The organism is Paraburkholderia sp. (assembly GCF_049581445.1).
Taxonomy (GTDB): Bacteria; Pseudomonadota; Gammaproteobacteria; order Burkholderiales; family Burkholderiaceae; genus Paraburkholderia.
In genome coordinates, this window is record NZ_JBAURZ010000391.1 from 25,811 (window position 1) to 42,881 (window position 17,071).

The 17,071-nt window shown below is 60.2% G+C and carries 14 protein-coding genes; 11 read left to right on the top strand and 3 right to left on the bottom strand.

Annotated elements, in window-relative coordinates; translation table 11 throughout:
• Positions 1–20: 20 nt before the first annotated feature.
• Positions 21–1,172 carry a porin gene (locus tag WCA85_RS33760; protein WP_424069868.1) on the top strand — a complete coding sequence of 384 codons (1,152 nt, stop codon included), beginning with the start codon at positions 21–23 and terminating at the stop codon, positions 1,170–1,172.
• Between the two features lie 60 nt (positions 1,173–1,232).
• On the opposite strand, the gene WCA85_RS33765 is transcribed toward WCA85_RS33760, so the two are convergent.
• Entirely contained in the window at positions 1,233–1,925 is a 693-nt protein-coding gene (locus WCA85_RS33765; RefSeq protein ID WP_424069870.1) for a Crp/Fnr family transcriptional regulator, read from the bottom strand.
• A 337-nt stretch (positions 1,926–2,262) separates the two neighbouring features.
• Between WCA85_RS33765 and WCA85_RS33770 the strand changes: the two genes are divergently transcribed.
• The 6 genes from WCA85_RS33770 to WCA85_RS33795 all read left to right on the top strand — a co-directional run bounded on the left by WCA85_RS33770 (position 2,263) and on the right by WCA85_RS33795 (position 8,835).
• Positions 2,263–3,906 carry a fatty acid--CoA ligase gene (locus WCA85_RS33770; protein WP_424069872.1) on the top strand — a complete coding sequence of 548 codons (1,644 nt, stop codon included), beginning with the start codon at positions 2,263–2,265 and terminating at the stop codon, positions 3,904–3,906.
• A gap of 30 nt (positions 3,907–3,936) precedes the next feature.
• The gene (locus tag WCA85_RS33775; protein WP_424069874.1) at positions 3,937–4,401 is read left to right on the top strand and encodes a MaoC family dehydratase; all 465 of its coding nucleotides are present in this window, start codon (positions 3,937–3,939) and stop codon (positions 4,399–4,401) included.
• A gap of 47 nt (positions 4,402–4,448) precedes the next feature.
• Positions 4,449–6,167: an alpha/beta fold hydrolase gene (locus WCA85_RS33780; protein WP_424069875.1), complete on the top strand. Its 1,719-nt coding sequence runs from the start codon at positions 4,449–4,451 to the stop codon at positions 6,165–6,167.
• Between the two features lie 59 nt (positions 6,168–6,226).
• Entirely contained in the window at positions 6,227–6,649 is a 423-nt protein-coding gene (locus WCA85_RS33785; RefSeq protein WP_424069876.1) for a phasin family protein, read from the top strand.
• A gap of 57 nt (positions 6,650–6,706) precedes the next feature.
• Entirely contained in the window at positions 6,707–7,549 is an 843-nt protein-coding gene (phaZ, locus tag WCA85_RS33790) for a poly(3-hydroxyalkanoate) depolymerase (protein ID WP_424069878.1), read from the top strand.
• A gap of 92 nt (positions 7,550–7,641) precedes the next feature.
• The gene (locus WCA85_RS33795) at positions 7,642–8,835 is read left to right on the top strand and encodes a DUF445 domain-containing protein (protein WP_424069880.1); all 1,194 of its coding nucleotides are present in this window, start codon (positions 7,642–7,644) and stop codon (positions 8,833–8,835) included.
• Between the two features lie 30 nt (positions 8,836–8,865).
• On the opposite strand, the gene WCA85_RS33800 is transcribed toward WCA85_RS33795, so the two are convergent.
• Positions 8,866–11,631, bottom strand: coding sequence for a LuxR C-terminal-related transcriptional regulator (locus tag WCA85_RS33800; RefSeq protein WP_424069882.1), 2,766 nt, complete (start codon positions 11,629–11,631; stop codon positions 8,866–8,868).
• Between the two features lie 391 nt (positions 11,632–12,022).
• Here WCA85_RS33800 and WCA85_RS33805 point away from each other — a divergent pair, with 391 nt between their 5' ends.
• From WCA85_RS33805 to WCA85_RS33820, 4 genes are all read left to right on the top strand, one after another.
• The gene (locus tag WCA85_RS33805; RefSeq protein WP_424069884.1) at positions 12,023–12,772 is read left to right on the top strand and encodes an electron transfer flavoprotein subunit beta/FixA family protein; all 750 of its coding nucleotides are present in this window, start codon (positions 12,023–12,025) and stop codon (positions 12,770–12,772) included.
• 15 nt (positions 12,773–12,787) lie between these two features.
• Positions 12,788–13,732, top strand: coding sequence for an electron transfer flavoprotein subunit alpha/FixB family protein (locus WCA85_RS33810; protein WP_424069886.1), 945 nt, complete (start codon positions 12,788–12,790; stop codon positions 13,730–13,732).
• Between the two features lie 117 nt (positions 13,733–13,849).
• A complete protein-coding gene (locus WCA85_RS33815) occupies positions 13,850–14,236 on the top strand; it encodes an ester cyclase (RefSeq protein ID WP_424069888.1) in 387 nt (128 codons plus the stop codon).
• Between the two features lie 132 nt (positions 14,237–14,368).
• Positions 14,369–14,956: a GNAT family N-acetyltransferase gene (locus WCA85_RS33820; RefSeq protein WP_424069890.1), complete on the top strand. Its 588-nt coding sequence runs from the start codon at positions 14,369–14,371 to the stop codon at positions 14,954–14,956.
• A 180-nt stretch (positions 14,957–15,136) separates the two neighbouring features.
• Here WCA85_RS33820 and WCA85_RS33825 read toward each other — a convergent pair whose 3' ends face one another.
• On the bottom strand, positions 15,137–16,537 hold the full coding sequence (locus tag WCA85_RS33825; RefSeq protein WP_424069892.1) for an alkaline phosphatase family protein: 1,401 nt from the start codon (positions 16,535–16,537) through the stop codon (positions 15,137–15,139).
• Positions 16,538–17,071: the final 534 nt, after the last annotated feature.

Genomic DNA, 17,071 nt, shown 5'->3' on the forward strand with positions numbered 1-17,071 from the left:
CAAAATATTGGAGTAGATTCATGAGGAAGGTAGGGAGGTTGTCCGGAAAAGAGCGGCATCGGCGCAGGGCTGGCCTATTGGCCGCCATCGTGTCTACTTCGGCGCTGTACTCCGTCTCAGCGGCGGCGCAGTCGTCGGTCACGCTGTTCGGCGTCGTCGATACAGGAGTTCGCTACACGACACATGCGAATCCACAAGGCGATTCGCAAGTCCAGCTCATCAGCGGCGCAAGCGAGAGCTTTTGGGGATTCAAGGGCGTGGAAGACATTGGTGGCGGAACGAAGGTCGTCTTCGAACTCGAGAATCGTTTCTTCCCGAACTCCGGGGCAACCGACCCGGCTTATCCGTTCTTCAATACGTCTTATGTTGGCGTGCAGTCGAGCAGTTACGGAAAGTTGACAATGGGGCGTCAGATCAACCCACTTGCTGACGCAGTTCTGGGCGCCTTCATTACTAATGCGTGGCTTCCGACTTTCTACCAGTTTCGGCCGGAAGTCATGATGGCTCAGGGCGTATGGACCAGCAACATGGTCAAATACGCGGCGCGATGGCAATACCTGACGACTGAGGTGTCCTATGCGTTTGGTGGCAATGCAGGTGCATTTGGTGCGGGAAGTCAGCTTGGGGCGTCGGTTGTCTTTGTGCCCAGCGTACCACTGCGTCTGGCTGCCGCGTACCTGGACTCGCGCGATGCCGTGAACGCTTCCGCGCACCTCAAATCCTGGACTGCTGGCGGGTCATATTCGTTGGGCGATACGACGGTCACCGCCGGCTGGGTCGTGAACAGACAGGATGCCGGGTTTGTTGGCAATTTCCCTAACGGTCCATTCAGCGAGCCGGAATTGACCGCGCTTAAGTTCAATACGTTCAGTGCCCGGCAAATGTTTTATGGTGGGCTTACGCAACTGATAGGTGACGCGACTCACCTTTCTGCGAATGTGTGGCGCACGATTCAGACCGGGAAAACCCAGGCAGCCGACGGGAACGCAACGCAGTTCCAGTTGCTCGCGGACTATAACTGGTCGAAACGCACGGACACCTATCTGGAAGCCGATTACTCGCTGTACCGCGGCGGAATGGTTGGCGCCCAGTTCCAGGGTATCAACGCCCTGAGCTCGTCCTACACCACGACGCAACTCGGCATCATGGCTGGTGTGCGGCATAGTTTCTAGGCGTAATGAGGGACCAAAAGCGGGACGACCAGGCGCTCGACAGAGCGCCGCTGGGAGCGATCACTGGGAATCCTGAAAGGAGGTGAGGATGTCCTTCGAACATATTTCGATCCGGCCATACCGCAGTGCGATCGCTCCTTTTTCGGCCAATGCCTTGAGTTCCAGTGACAACGTCTGGCGCGTGATGCCGAGCATCATTGCCAGTGTGTCCTGGGAAACGCTGACGTTCTGGCGACTTTCCGGCCAGCTTGTCACGTCGCCCGACGCGAGCAGCAGCAAGCGCCGGGCAACGCGTGCGCGCGTCGAGTGGAGGGTGGCATCTTCGACCATGCGATAGAGCCAATTCATATGGATGGACTGCAACTCGGCAATTGCCCGAAGGAACGCCTGGCTCTGCATCAGCTCTTCAAAGGCGGGTGTCCTGACCACGAAGACGGTCGATTGCTCGATTGCGACGACATCACGCGGGCGTGGCTGACGACCGGTCATGGAGGTCTGTCCAAACCAGTTGCCGGGTTCGATGACGGCCAGGATCGCCTCCTTGCCGTCTTCGCGAAGTGTGAAGGCCTTGAGTCTGCCTTGCTTGATCCCATAGAAGCCGCACGGCGTATCGCCGCGGTGGAAAAGGTATTCGCCAGGGCGCAGCGTCAACATTTCGCTGCGCTGGACAAGCGCCTCCTGCTCGGCCGCAGGCAAAGAGCAAAACCACTGGTTTGTCCGCATATCTTCGGACGTGTCGGTCATGAATGCCATTTTGAAGCCGCAATGTACGCAAGTGCTGAAAACTCTACGGAGGTCGGGGTTCCGTGCCGCTTCCGACGCGTCCGTACCAGAGCGCCTTGCAGAACGTCTCTAATCCATTAGAGGGCTCGGGCGATGATCGAGAGGATCCTTTCATTGTATACGTGCGCAAACATGATGGTCACCCGCCTGTCTCCCCCAACTGGGTTCACGGCACTCCCCCATTCAGGGGGTGGTTCCAGAGTCCTGACACTTGGATGATGGTGTCAATGCGTTATCGCAGCAGGGCAAGAAAAACAAAAAGATCAGCATTCGTGTGCAATCCATTTTGGAACCAGAGGAGATATCGATGCAGGACGCAGTCAAGACGCCAGAGTCCACCGCCTACGCCTATCCGTTGCTGATCAAGCAACTGTTACTCACACCGTTCGTTCAGGCGCAGGACGAGGAGATCGTCTACCGGGACCAGTTCCGGATGACCTACGCCACGTTGCGCGAGCGTATCGCGCGCCTCGCCAACGGCTTGAGCCAACTTGGCGTGCGCCACGGCAGCACGGTTGCGGTAATGGATTGGGACAGCCATCGCTATCTCGAGTGCTATTTCGCGGTGCCGATGATGGGCGCTGTGTTGCAGACCGTGAACGTGCGTCTGTCGCCGGACGAAATCGCCTACACGATCAATCACGCTGGTGCTGAAGTTCTGCTGGTCCACACGGATTTTCTGCCGGTCGTCGAAGCGATCAAGGACAAGCTGGAAACGGTGCGTACCTTCATCTGGATTGACGAGCCCGGCGGTGAAGCTTCTGCACACAGCATTTCCTTCGCGACTGAATACGAGGCGATGCTGGCGGCAAGGAACACGAGCTACGTGTTCCCCGATTTCGACGAGAACACGCGTGCAACGACGTTTTATACCACTGGCACGACCGGTCTCCCCAAGGGCGTCTACTTCACGCATCGGCAGCTGGTTCTGCACACCATCACCCTGATGGCGGCACTGGGAAGTCCTGTCTCGGGACAGCGCTTCCATCGCGGCGACGTGTATATGCCGCTTACCCCGATGTTTCACGTCCACGCATGGGGCATGCCGTATATCGCCACGGTTCTGGGTGTGAAGCAGGTCTATCCCGGACGTTATGTGCCGGACCGGCTCGCGCGGCTCGTCCGCGAAGAGGGCGTTACGTTCTCGCATTGCGTCGGCACGATCCTGCACATGCTGCTCACGTGCGAGGAAGGCAAGGCGACGGACATGAGCAAGTGGAAGATCATCATCGGCGGCGGCGCGTTGCCGCAGGGCCTTGCCAAAGCAGCGCTGGACCGGGGCATCGACGTGTTCGTGGGTTACGGGATGTCGGAAACCTGCCCCGTGCTGAGTCTCGCGCAACTCCCACCCGGCGCCGAAAAGCTCGACGCCGACGAACAGCTTCGCCTGCGCTGCAAGACCGGCCGGCCGATTCCTCTCGTGGAGTTGCGTGTCGTCGACGACAGCATGGCAGAACTCGCCCACGACGACAAAGCCACCGGCGAGATCATTGCACGCGCACCGTGGCTCACACAGGGCTATCTGAACAATCCCGAGGCTTCCCGGCAGTTGTGGGCGGGTGGTTATCTCCATACGCAGGACATCGCCTGTATCGACTCGACCGGCAACATCCAGATCACCGACCGTCTCAAGGACGTGATCAAGTCCGGTGGCGAGTGGGTTTCATCGCTCGAAGTGGAAAACCTGATTTCACGATACGACGGCGTGTCCGAAGTGGCCGTCGTCGGCATCAAGGACGATAAGTGGGGAGAGCGGCCGGTGGCGTTGGTCGTACTCAAGGAAGGGGCGGCAGTCACGGAGGACGACATCAAGCAGCATGTCCTGTCGTTCAGCACATCCGGAAGGATATCTAAATACGCGGTGCCCCAGATTGTGAGGTTCGTCGATGCGATCGCAAAGACGAGCGTCGGCAAGACCAACAAAAAGTGGCTGCGCGAGCAGTTCGCCTGATCGGCAAGCAAATTTCCTGGAGTGCAAGCGATGAGTTTGGAAAATTACAGCGTTGCCAACATCGGCGATTTCGTGGGCCGCGAACTGGGCGTGTCGAACTGGGTGGTGGTCGATCAGTCGCGTATCAATGCGTTCGCCGAGTGTACCGGCGACAGGCAATGGATTCACGTGGACGAGGAGCGGGCCAAACGCGAGAGTCCGTTCGGCGGCACGATTGCGCACGGCTATTTGACCCTGTCGTTGCTGGGAGGCCTCTCGATCGAGCTCGGCATCGTGCCCACGGACGCTGCGGCGGGCCTCAACTACGGTCTGGACAAGGTGCGCTTCATGACGCCGGTCAAGGCAGGTGCGCGTGTGCGTAGCCGTGTGACGCTTCTGTCGGCGGAGAAGAAGGACGGCGGCCGCATCCTCATCAAGGTAATGAACGAGTTGCAGATCGATGGCGAGGACAAGCCCGCACTGGTTGCGGAAACCCTCGCGCTGCTGGTCACGTGATCCACGACGTTTGGCGAAGCGGAAGAAATTCCAGAAGGAGCAGCAAAATGGCGGTAACCACTGAAAGCCCAAAACAAAGCTCGCAGCAAAACGAAACGCCCGATGATCTCGCGGCGTCGGCTGCTGAGGGAATGCTGGGCCCCAATCCTTTTGTCGGCCTGCGCCCGTGCGATATCGTCGCCACCGCGCAGCAGATCGGCGCTCAGGCATTGAAGCAACCCGCGTTGGTCGTGGAGCAGGAAATGGCTTTCGCTCGGGCGATTCTCGGGCTTTTCTCGGGTAACGCGGAATCCACGCCGGCAAAGGGCGACAAACGCTTCTCCGACGCCGCATGGCAGAACAACTCGCTGTATCGCGTGACGCTGCAAGGCTACCTCGCGTGGCGCAATGCCCTTGCGGGTTTCGTTGACCGCTCTGCGCTTGATCCCGCGAACAAGGAACGTGCGCGGTTTGTGATGTCGCTCATTACGGACGCGGCGTCCCCGACGAACACGCTGCTGGGCAATCCGGCGGCGCTCAAGAAGGTCGTTGATACGGGCGGTGCGAGCCTCGTGGACGGCTGCAACAACATCGTGACGGACCTGCTCAAGAATCACGGCATGCCCGCACAGGTCAACAAGACGGCTTTCGAGGTGGGCAAGAACCTCGGTACGTCTGCAGGCGCGGTCGTGTTTCGTAACGAAGTGCTTGAGCTGATCCAGTACGCGCCGACGACGAAGGAAGTCTATGGAAGGCCGCAACTGATCGTGCCGCCGCAGATCAACAAGTTCTACATCTTCGATCTCTCCGAGGGCAAGAGCATCGTCGACTATCTGGTCAAGAACGAGCTTCAGGTCTTTGTGGTCAGTTGGCGCAATCCGACCGCGGCGCAAAGCCACTGGGATCTGGACACGTACGTCCGCGCGCTTGTGGAAGCCATCGCGGCGGTGCGCGAGATCACCGGGTGCGACGACGTCAACCTGCATGGCGCCTGCTCGGGTGCGATGACCATCTCGGCCTTGCTTGGACATCTTGCGAGCCGGGGCGATACGACGGTCAATGCCACCACGCTGATGGTCGCCGTACTCGACAATATCGCCGACTCGCAACTCGGCCTCTTTGCAACGCCCGAGGCCATTGCGGCGGCCAAGCAGCACAGCATTTCACGCGGGGTTCTGTCGGGCGAGGAGATGGGACGCGTCTTTGCCTGGATGAGGCCCAACGATCTGGTGTGGAACTACTGGGTCAACAACTACTTGATGGGCAATGTTCCGCCTGCTTTTGACGTCCTTTACTGGAACAACGATACGACTCGGATCCCGGCGAAGTTGCATGGTCAATTGCTCGACATTTTCACGCAAAACCTGTTCAGCAAGCCTGGCGCACTGACAGTGCTGGGCACGCCGATCGACCTGTCCCAGGTCAAATGCGACCAGTACGTGGTGGCAGGCATGACGGATCACATTACGCCGTGGAAGGGGGTGTACGACACCGCCACGAAGTTTGGCGGCAATACCCGTTTCGTCCTGAGTTCGAGCGGCCATATCCAGAGCCTGATCAATCCGCCCGGCAATCCGAAGGCGAAGTTCTATCTCAACGCCGAATTGCCGGCCAACGCCGATGCGTGGCTTGCCGGCGCAAAGGCTGAAGCGGACTCGTGGTGGAATAACTGGAGAGAGTGGCTGGTCGCCCGTTCGGGCGAAAAGCGTGCAGCACCAGCGGCGCTCGGCAGCAAACGGCATCCTGCCGGAGTGAAAGCACCCGGGACCTATGTTTCGGAAACCTGAACGGTATCGTCGTCGAACAACGAAACCAGTCTTTTTGTAATTACCTTGACGGAGTCATCATGGCAGCAACCCAACCTGGCAATATCTTTGGCGAATATACGAAGCTCATCACGCAGTTCAAGTTACCGGGCGTCGACATCGCCGCTATCCTCGAATCGCGCCGCAAGGACATTGAAGCGCTCGCCGAGGCAAATATGACTGCGCTTGCTGGCGTACAGCAGCTTGGCCAGAAGCAGGTGGATATCGTGCGCTCGACGATGACCGAACTGCAATCGCTTGTTGCCCGCTTGAGGACTCCTGGCAGTGAATCTCCTGCTGCAACAGGAGAAGGGGTTCAGAAGGCACTGCAAAAGGCGTTTGTGGACATGCAGGAGCTTGCGGATGCCGCGTACCGGACGCAAACCGACAGTATCGCTGTTGTCACGAAGCGTTTTGCGGAGCATGTCGAGGAACTGAAAGCGCTCGTGCAGCCGAAGAAGTGATCTGTCGGGTGGGTGCGAGCCGCCGCCATAACGAAGTGTTTAAAGGGGACCAACCGGATGACCGACTCACAAACAAACGCGGCGTGTATCGACGCCATGAAAATTCAGACAATCGATCTGGACGGCCAGTTGCTGCGTGTCGCAGTCCGGCACGGCAGCGCCGGCTCGCCGCCGCTTCTCATGTTCAACGGCATTGGAGCGAATCTTGAGCTGGTTGAGCCGTTCGTTGCGGCACTGGATGATGTAACGGTCATCATTTTCGACGTCCCCGGTGTTGGCGGCTCACCCGCCCCCTTGATCCCGTATCGGTTCTCGACGCTTGCCGTGCTGGCCGACAAGCTGCTGACGCGGCTCGGTTACGTCGATCCTGTCGACGTGCTCGGCGTATCGTGGGGTGGGGCGCTGGCTCAGCAGTTCGCGCATCTTTACCCCACGCGTTGCCGCAGGCTGATTCTCGCGGCCACCTCGCCTGGGGTGATCATGGTGCCCGCGCGGTTGTCGGTGCTTTCAAAGCTGATCGGGCCGCGACGCTATACCGATCCTGCTTACCTGCGGCAAATCGGAGCGGAGATATACGGGGGTGCGTACCGTCGCGACCCCGCGCTGCTCGATGAACACAGCCGGCATATCGAGGCGCCGCGCGGCCGTGGCTATTTCTATCAATTACTGGCTGCATCGGGTTGGACCAGCTTGCCCTGGTTAGGCGGCCTTCGGCAAACGACGCTCGTCATGCATGGCAATGACGATCCAATCGTGCCACTTACGAACGCAAAGATTCTCACGGCGAGGATTCGAAATGCGACCCTGCACGTAATAGATGACGGCCATCTGTTTCTGATTACCCGGGCGAAAGAAGTCGCTCCCGTGGTGAAACGGTTCCTGCGGCAGGAGGCGCATTGAGTTCCGTGACGCAGAGCAACGGAGATTCGCGGCACGCGGAGCTCGACCCAACAGCGGACAGGAAGTTCGTTCGGTTGAAGCGCATGCGTACGATGGCAACCTCTTTGTTAGCGGCGATGATCGTTCTCCTGATCATCTGCGTGGCCTGGCAGGCGCAGCATCCGTGGCTCGCGTGGCCGCGTGCTTTTGCCGAGGCAGCTACCGTCGGTGCGATTGCAGACTGGTATGCCGTCGTCGCATTGTTCCGGCACCCGTGTGGGATCCCGATCCCGCACACCGCCATCATTCGGAAGAACCAGCAGCGCATAGCCGAGAGTCTGGGCAGCTTCGTCGAGGAAAATTTCCTGACCCCCGAAGTCATCATCGCGCGGCTCAGTGGTTTCAACGCGGCGCACGCGCTGGCGGAATGGCTTGCAGCACGTGAAAACAGCGCGATGATTGCAGACGTGGTGGCCGGTTCGCTGCCCCGATTGCTCGACAACATCGACGAGACGGACGTCGAGCATCTTTTTGATCGGCTCGTGATTCCGCGCTTGCGCACGCTCAACGTATCGCGCATGGCAGCGCAGATCCTGACACTCCTTACCGAAGGCAACCGTCATCAGCCTTTGCTGGATCGCGGACTGAGCGCTGCGGAAACCTGGCTGAGTAACAACGTGGGCCTGATCAAGGCGAAGTTCAGCGAGGCCTCGAAGTTCACGCTGTCGACGCTAGACGCGTACATCGTCAACAAGTTTGTCGAGGGGATCGTCGCGCTCATGCACGAGGTCGTCGCGGACCCGGAGCACGAGCTTCGGCGCCGGTTCGACGTGGCAGTCCAGGATCTATCCAGCGAGTTACGGACCTCAGCGGTTTATCGCCGGTTCGGCAGACTGTTGTTGCGCGACTGTATTCGGCACCTTCAAGGCAGTGGCTATTACCGTGTCATGCTCGATCACCTCCGTGCTTACGTGCTGGCCGATCTCGACAGCGAGGACTCTGTCGTGCGCGACATGCTAACCGGGACACTCGTATCTGTCGGTAAAGGCGTTGCGAGTGAGCCATCCATTCAGCACAAGTTGAACGCCTGGTGGCTTGATGTCGCCGGTCTGCTCGTGCGGCGCCATCGCCATCAGTTGTCGGCGCTGATCACGGACGTCGTGAAAGGCTGGGACGCGAAGCAGGTGAGTCACAAGCTCGAGGCCGAGATCGGTCGTGACCTGCAGTACATTCGAATCAACGGCACGTTTGTCGGCGGCACGGTGGGCGTCCTGATCCATGCGTGCGTGCTGCTTGCTATGCGGTAAGCGAGACGCTGTCCGCGTCTCGCGGGTTGCCTAGCTATGTTTGACCAGTCCGAGCGCCTGCGCGCGCGAGACGGCTTGGGCGCGTTTGTCGACTTCCAGCTTCGTAAAGATGCTCTTCACGTGGGATTTGACCGTTTCAGGTGTGATGCCGAGCGTACGCGCAATTTCCTTGTTTGACTGTCCCTGTGCGATCAACTCGACGATGCCGCGCTCTCGCGAGCTAAGGCGGTCGCGTTCGTTTTCTCGCTGGGGTTGGCTGTTGGGTTCGTGCCGTGCTCGCCAGCTATCGAGCAGACGGTCTAGCCAGGCGACAATGTCTTGTGCTTTGGCCGTGGTGGTGCGAACGCTGTCCCGCGCCAGCTTCAATAGCGGGCCGATCTCCGGCCCTTGATCGACAATGGACAGGCAAATCCCGGCAGGCGCTGCGACCGTCGCAACCTGGTGGAATATCTCGAGCGCCCGGTCGCGCTCGCCTGCATTCAGCCACGCCAGCGCGAGGAGGGTCCGCAGTCGCGCCGCGAAATAGGTTCCATGGAGGTGTTCGAGACGCTCGAGCGCACCGCTCAATATTGCAACCGCCTCCTGTGTCTGCTGTCGTCGTATCGCCAGGCATGCAGCCCCGAGATCCCGGTAGTTCTCGATCTCGGGCGACACCGCAGCGGACGCCCCGTCGTTGACGGTAGCCAACTGACGCATTTGCGCCACGCACGCACCTGCCTCGGCAAGCCTGCCTTCTGCAAGATTGAGCCGGGTTCTTTCCGACAGGGCGGCGGCTACCAGGCGGTTCCATCCTCGTGCCTGACCCAGCGCCTGTGCGCTATCAAGCAAGGCATACGCGTGCGCAAGATTGGCGCGCGCCACGGCAATTCGAACCAGGATGCGATAGGCGATCAGCACACTGTCGAGAAAGACGGCAAGTTCAATGACTGGCATAAGTTCGACGAGCAGCGCTTCGGCTTCGTCCAGCCGGCCCTGTTCGTAACGCAATTGGGCGATCATCGGCGCGCACAGCGCCGCCGCTATCGACTGCGGGCCAGAATGCTGTACGGCAAGGTCCATGCCTTCGTTGAAGCGGCGCTCCGCGAGCGTAAAGTGTAGTTGCTGCATCTCCAGATGGCCGAGCAGGCACAGCCGATAAACCGTGGAGAACACACTGCGTTGGTCCTCCGCGATCGAGTCGGGAATCCACGGTATGGCGTGCAGGGCTTCAAGATTGCCCGCTTTCCAGTGGCAGAAACGGGCCACGTTCGAGACGGCGTTGGTGGTCCAGGCATCGCGTGACGGCCGGCTCAGATAGTCTTGCGCGAGCGTGAGCGCCCTTTGCGGGTCGTCCTGCAAGGCTGCTAGCGCTGAGCGAATCGCGACGCACTCCCACCTGATGTATTCAGCATCGGCCCCCTTGCCGACGGCATCGCGTTCGATCGATTCCAGCATCGTGATCGCGTCATCGAAGCGCAAGGCGAGGACGGTGCCCCAAGCCGTTGCGAGCGTGACCGTGATCTGCGCACGCATCAGATCAGCTGGGAATTGCCGCTGCCAGCCGACCAGCGTGAGCAGATCGCCCGCTTTGAGGAGCGACATGGCGCAGTGTTCCATGAGGCGAATCGCATCCCCGGTTGCGCCGGCTGCTATCGCATGTCTGACCGCGTCGGTCCACTGGCGCTGTGCTGCATACCATTGCCATGCGCGGCGATGCAGTTCGGTGATCTCCTCGTGGTACTGGCCTTCCAGTCGACGCTGCAGATACTCGGCCATGAGCGGGTGATAGCGGAACGAGTGTCCCTCGAGGTCCAGCGGTTCCAGCAGCAACTGGCGCGCGACAATCGCATCCAGCATCGCCTGGCTCGACTTGAGGCCGGTGATCGCTTCACACAGCGGTGCGCTCAGACGATCGAGGATTGCCGTCCGCAGCATGAACTCGAGCATCCCGGCAGGTAAGGACTGAAGTATGTCTTCGAGGTAGTCCGCCAGTGGCCTCGATGCTCCGGTCGGCGCGCTTGCCCGCCAGCCTTGAGGTCGATCGTTGCGGGCCAGCACCGAGGCGGAAATGCGCAGCGCCGCCGCCCAGCCTTCGGTGCTGGAAAAGAGTGATTTCATGTCTGTGGTGCCGAGCTTGCCGGGGCATTCGTGCTCGACAAAGCGGCGTGTCTCGTCGAAGTCGAATCTCAACGTCGACGCGTCGATTTCCAGCAGATCGTTGCGGGCTCGGAGCCTGGCCACAGGAAAAGGGGGATCCGTTCGCGTGCAAAGCACCACGTGAACCTGCGAGGGCATATTGGCGATGAACAGCGACATCGCTTCGTGAATCTGCGTCTCGCTGATCAGGTGGTAGTCGTCGATGAAAAGGTAGATCTCGTCGTCGACATCGATAAGCTCATTAATCAGCGTCGAGGCAAGCGAATTCGCCGCCACAAACGACGCTTCGGCGGTCATGCTGATGACGGAGGCCCCGACCTCGCCACAGGCTTGCCGCAGCGCATGCGCGAGGTGATTGAAGAAGCGGGCGGGCTCATCGTCGTCGGCGTCGAGCGCTAGCCAGGCCACTCTCGCATGGCTCCTCCCGAGCGCGTTTAGCCAGGTGAGCGCGAGCGATGTCTTGCCGAATCCGGCGGGCGCCTTGACGACCGTCAGACGCTTCGTTTCGGTCTGCGCGGCAAGAGAGACGAGGCGAGGGCGATCGATCAGGCCAGCGGGCAGGCGTGGCGGAAAAACCTTAGTCGCGAGGACGAGAGGTGGACTGTACGGAGCCGGCGCTTTTGTCGCGTTTGTTACTTTCGTCGGTTCTGTCACATGCATCAGCTGCTCCAGGCGTTCGGGTTGACCCTGGCTGCCTCCCCCATCCATCCACTCGTGCTCCCCTTTATGGGGGATTTTGCGCGGCGCTGCGCTCGGACACTATGGCTTCGAGCGAGCAGACGCGCAGTTCCACGACTGGGCAACGGTGCGGCCGGCCGGTCATGGGCACTTGCCCCTCGGCGGGCTCTGCCTGAACCGGTGGTTTGCTCAGGAAATCATACGCCCAACCACCCTGAGGAGGAGACATGTTGACAGCAACGAATCGTATTGCGGCGCACAAACCCGGGGCGACGGCACGTATCCCCGACAAACAGAACGCAACCTCGCGCGACCGGTTCACGTGGCCCGCGTGACGGGGTGCTGGGTGTCCTTTATCGAAACGGAGTAGGCAATGAAAATACTGGTTCCCGTCAAACGTGTCGTCGACGCGAATGTGAGAGTCCGCGTGAAAGCCGACGGCAGCGCCGTCGACATCGCGAATGTGAAGCTGTCGATGAACCCCTTCGACGAAATCAGTGTGGAAGAGGCCGTGCGTTTGAAGGAAGCCGGCGTGGCGTCGGAGGTGGTCGTCGTGTCCTGCGGGGTGCAGGGCTGTCAGGAAACACTGCGCACGGCGATGGCGACAGGCGCAGACCGCGGCATCCTCGTCGAGACCGACGCCGAGTTGCAGCCGCTTGCCGTGGCGAAGCTGCTCAAGGCGCTGGTGGACAAGGAGCAGCCGCAACTGGTGATGCTCGGCAAGCAGGCCATCGACGACGACTCGAATCAGGTCGGCCAGATGCTCGCCGCGCTGCTCGGCTGGCCGCAGGCGACCTTCGCATCGAAGGTGAGCATCGAAGCAGGCAAGGCGAGCGTGACGCGCGAGATCGACGGCGGGCTCGAGACGATCGAGGTCGATCTGCCGGCCGTGGTGACCACCGATCTGCGGTTGAACACGCCGCGCTATGCGACGCTGCCCAACATCATGAAGGCGAAGAAGAAGCCGCTCGAAGTGGTGACGCCCGATGCCCTTGGCGTCGACATCGCCCCGCGGCTGTCGACGCTGAAGCTGGCGGAGCCGGCCAAACGCCAGGCGGGCGTTCGCGTCGCCGATGCCGCGGATCTCGTGGCCAAGCTGAAGAACGTCGCGCACGTCATCTGACCGGAAGAGGAAACCATGTCCCTACTTGTTATTGCAGAACACGACAATCTGACGCTGAAGGCGTCGACCTTGAACACCGTCACCGCCGCCGCGCGTCTTGGCGACGACATTCACGTTCTGGTCGCCGGATCGCAATGCGCGGCGGTAGCCGAACAGGCCGCGCGCATCGCCGGTGTGACGCGCGTGCGGGTTGCCGATGCATCGCACTACGCGCATCCAATGGCCGAGAACCTGGCGGCACTGATCACGACGATTGCGGCCGACTACAGCCATGTGCTGGCGCCCGCCACGACAACCGCGAAGAACGCGATGCCGCGCGTGGCCGCGCTGCTCGACGTTGCGCAGATTTCCGACATCGTTGCCGTTGAGTCCGCCGATGTGTTCGTGCGCCCCATCTACGCGGGCAACGTGCTGGCGACGGTACGAAGTGCGGACCGTATCAAGGTCATCACGGTACGCACAACAGCCTTTGCGGCGGCCATTGAAGGCGGAGCGGCGGCGATCGAATCGCTCGCGCCGGCGGTTGAGGTCCCGGGTTCCCGTTTCGTCAGCCATCAACTGACCCGCTCTGAGCGCCCCGAGCTGACATCGGCGCGCCGGGTGATTTCGGGCGGCAGGGGCATGGGCTCCGGCGAAAACTTCGCATTGCTGGAGGACATCGCCAACAAGCTGGGCGCAGCGGTCGGCGCGTCGCGCGCTGCCGTGGATGCCGGCTTCGCGCCGAACGATTATCAGGTGGGCCAGACCGGTAAGGTCATCGCGCCGCAACTCTATATCGCGGTCGGCATCTCCGGCGCGATCCAGCATCTGGCGGGTATGAAGGACTCAAAGGTTATCGTTGCCATCAACAAGGACGAGGATGCGCCGATCTTTCAGGTCGCCGATTACTGGATCGTCGGCGATCTCTTCAAGGTCTTGCCGGAGCTGTCTGGTGAACTGGACAAACTGCAAGAGAACTGATTCAGGAGACCAAATTGAGCACGTGGATAGCTGCGGGGTTTGCGTCGCGACCGTTCGACAGTTGGCCTCCAATCGTAGACAATCAGTTGATCCGTCAACGCGAAAGGGACGATTGCCATGGATGAGACCAATCTCTCTGAACTCTACCGGGGCTATATCGCCTGTTTGAACAGGCAAGACTGGGCGAATCTGGGACGGTTCGTTGGCGATAAAGCGACACACAACGGTAAAGAGATCGGGCTGGCAGGCTATCGCCAGATGCTGGAGAAAGATTTTCGTGAAATTCCGGACCTCCACTTCGAGATTCAGATGCTCGTTTGTGAGCCACCTTTTATTGCGAGCCGACTGCAGTTTGCATGTACGCCAGAGAGCATGTTTCTCGGACTCCATATAGACGGTAGAAAGGTCACGTTTGCTGAGAATGTCTTTTACGAGTTTAACGAAGGCAAGATTCAGCAAGTATGGTCGGTCATAGATAAAGGGGCGATCGAGGCCCAGCTATAGCAACGAACAGGCGCTAACGGGGCCTCGCTTGAGCGCCGTCAGGCGGGGGTCGGCTACAACCGGTTGTTCGACACCATCCGGTAGATTCGTGAAAATCGGGGCGGCGGAAATGAAAAGTGACAAGAGACGTGGATGAAAGATCGAGTCGAGCTATTAACACAGCGCTTGCGTCTGCGTCGCGCGCGACGCGGCGATGCACCCGTGCTCTTCAGAAACTACACCGGTGACCAGAACTGTTCGCGCTTCCTGCAGCGTCACGGTCACCTGGATGTCGCGAGCACTGAGGCCATGCTAGGAAAGTGGTGTGACGCAGCTTGGGATCAGGTCGGCACTCCATTTTCATGGGTCATCAGCACGCGTGACGGCGACGAGGCGATTGGTGTGTTTGTTGTAATCCCAGAAGGGCACAAGACTGAGATTCATTTTGGAATCGGTGAGCGGTTCTGGGGCCGTGGACTGGTCGCTGAAGCCGGCACGGCTGCGGTGTCAGCGCTTTGGCGGTCACACTGCGTTCAAAGAATCTGGACTGTGTGTGATCTTGAACACGCAGGGTCAAGGCGAGTTCTGGAGAAGTTAGGATTTCAGTGCGAAGGGACGTTGCGGAAATGGCTGGTACTCCCCGCGTTCGGGGATGCGGCAAGGGACTGTTATGTGTTCTCGAACACATCTCGTCCTCAGGAGGAATTGAACGGCAGAAGCAACTTCGATTTATGCCGATGATCCGGGTTGGGTCGCCGCTACGGTATTGGCTACAGTCCAGCGCCCGTCACTACAGCCAGGCCACGATCGTGGGAAAGGCAATCGGCAAAACAAAAGCTGAAAGAATGCCGTTCATCCGGGATTTCAATCGTCCGCCTGTCGCGAGTGATGCCGGCTGCGGAGTTGGTTGCGACGCTCGGTTCAAAGCGGGTTCTGCGGGCTCGATTGCGTGAAAAAATCCGCTGCGTGCTGGCGCGTGAGAATGGACTTGAGCGTCGCCTGCGGGTCGAGACCCAATCGGCGTGCTGCGCCGCTCACGAGGCTCTTTTGCAGGTCGTTGAGTGGCAGCGAGAGCGGGGTGGCGAGCGGATTGTCCGTTGGCTCGACGATCACGGGCATGTCGTCGCGCGGCGCGGCGAGCGTCAGGACCTGTTCGAGCGTGGGTGCAGCGACGATTCGGGCGCTCGGGAGCATGTCCGCCGTGGGTATATCCAGCCAGTCGCGCAACGTCGCGAGGATGGAGGTATGGTCGTAGGGCGTTGGTGTGGGCGAGCGGAATACCGTGCCCGGCGCGATATACGGCGAGACGGCGACGAACGGTACACGAACGCCGAACCGGTCGAAGCCGAAGTTTTCGTCGCCCGGAGGACTGGTTGCATCGGGCGGCGTGGCGTTGCCGGGCGGCAGCACGTGGTCGAAAGAGCCGCCGTGCTCGTCGTAGGTAATGAGCAGCAGCGTGTCCTGCCATGCAGGCGACTGGCTGACCGCCTTCCAGATGTCATAAAGGAACCGGTCACCTGCGCGGACGTCGTGGGGCGGGTGCTGGTCGGTTGGATCGATAAGGAAGCGCGGTTCGATAAACGAATACTGCGGTAGCTGGCCGCTCGCGCAAGCATCGACAAACGCGTCGAATCGCTGGAAATTCGGGGAGAAGCTGTCGTCCCACAGCGTCGGAAACGCCGTTCGCGTGAGCGAGGGTCCGATGAGCGAGTCCGAATACACGGCCCAGCTCACGTGGATCGAACCGAGCACGTTGAAGATCGTCGGCACGTTCCACTTGAGCGGATCGGGCAGGTCTCCGTTGTTGACGTGACCGTTCGACGTGCCGGCATGCGCAAACGCCCGGTTGGGCCAGGTCTGGCTGGGCACGGATGCAAACCACGCATCCGATACGGCGTAAGAGCGCGCGAGTGCCGAGAGTACTGGCAACTGTTCGGGGGTATGGACCTGCATGACCTGGCTCGCGTCCTGGGTCAAGGTTGTTTCGTAGTTGACAACGAAGCCCGACATCGGCGGCCACGGCGCATTGGGCGCATCCGACGGTCCTAATATTTGCGCCGTTACGTTGTCGAAAGTTTCCTGCGGGTCGGGGTCGGGCGCATTGAAACTGCGGACGGGAAACGTCACCGGGATCGGCGGTCCGGACCGGGACGGATTCGACATGTCGGGCCGGATGCCGTCGAACGCGGGCGGACTGCCTGCTGGAAGGACCTGCTCCGGCAGCGAGCCTGCCGGATACAGGCATCCAAGCATCGAATCGAGCGAACGGTTCTCAAACATCACGATGACAATATGCTTGACGTGCTGCAGGATCCTCGGCATGTCGGCCTCTCCTTTGCCTCGCGGCTTGTCGCGATGACATTGTAGCGGCGGATTAGCGGCAAGACCGTGTCACGACTTTCTCGCCAGAATCAGGTTATATGCGCTACCGCATTCTCAACGCCAAGCTCGCGCAGGCACCAAAACGTCTGCGTTCTGAAAGCGACTTGCGCCGCCCTTCGCGGCAATCGAGCTCTCTCATGGCGATCATTTGAAAGAAAAAGCGAGTTCCTGCCACACGGACGGAATTGCGCTATTGCTACAGTTTCTTTCTAATGCTTAAATGACACGCCTCCTTGTAAGGGGGCAATTGAAAAAAACAAGGCAAGCCGGTCAAATCCGCGCGTTGTCCCCGCGGCATAGCAGGCACAAAAATATTTCAAACTATATGTCCGAAGTGTCGAACATCGCGGTCTCGAGTGCCAACGGCGGGGCACCCGCTTCCGCCGAGACGGCAGCCACTGACTCTGGCACGGCAGCGGGGAGCGCCGCGCCAGGTATCCAGGCGCCGCCCTCCGTGCCGACGCAGTCAGGGCC

Bases quoted from the DNA above. Each gene is read 5' to 3' on its own strand.
- WCA85_RS33760 (WP_424069868.1), top strand. From the start codon at position 21: ATGAGGAAGGTAGGGAGGTTGTCCGGAAAAGAGCGGCATCGGCGCAGG.
- WCA85_RS33765 (WP_424069870.1), bottom strand. From the start codon at position 1,925: ATGGCATTCATGACCGACACGTCCGAAGATATGCGGACAAACCAGTGG.
- WCA85_RS33770 (WP_424069872.1), top strand. From the start codon at position 2,263: ATGCAGGACGCAGTCAAGACGCCAGAGTCCACCGCCTACGCCTATCCG.
- WCA85_RS33775 (WP_424069874.1), top strand. From the start codon at position 3,937: ATGAGTTTGGAAAATTACAGCGTTGCCAACATCGGCGATTTCGTGGGC.
- WCA85_RS33780 (WP_424069875.1), top strand. From the start codon at position 4,449: ATGGCGGTAACCACTGAAAGCCCAAAACAAAGCTCGCAGCAAAACGAA.
- WCA85_RS33785 (WP_424069876.1), top strand. From the start codon at position 6,227: ATGGCAGCAACCCAACCTGGCAATATCTTTGGCGAATATACGAAGCTC.
- phaZ (WP_424069878.1), top strand. From the start codon at position 6,707: ATGACCGACTCACAAACAAACGCGGCGTGTATCGACGCCATGAAAATT.
- WCA85_RS33795 (WP_424069880.1), top strand. From the start codon at position 7,642: ATGGCAACCTCTTTGTTAGCGGCGATGATCGTTCTCCTGATCATCTGC.
- WCA85_RS33800 (WP_424069882.1), bottom strand. From the start codon at position 11,631: ATGCATGTGACAGAACCGACGAAAGTAACAAACGCGACAAAAGCGCCG.
- WCA85_RS33805 (WP_424069884.1), top strand. From the start codon at position 12,023: ATGAAAATACTGGTTCCCGTCAAACGTGTCGTCGACGCGAATGTGAGA.
- WCA85_RS33810 (WP_424069886.1), top strand. From the start codon at position 12,788: ATGTCCCTACTTGTTATTGCAGAACACGACAATCTGACGCTGAAGGCG.
- WCA85_RS33815 (WP_424069888.1), top strand. From the start codon at position 13,850: ATGGATGAGACCAATCTCTCTGAACTCTACCGGGGCTATATCGCCTGT.
- WCA85_RS33820 (WP_424069890.1), top strand. From the start codon at position 14,369: ATGAAAGATCGAGTCGAGCTATTAACACAGCGCTTGCGTCTGCGTCGC.
- WCA85_RS33825 (WP_424069892.1), bottom strand. From the start codon at position 16,537: ATGCCGAGGATCCTGCAGCACGTCAAGCATATTGTCATCGTGATGTTT.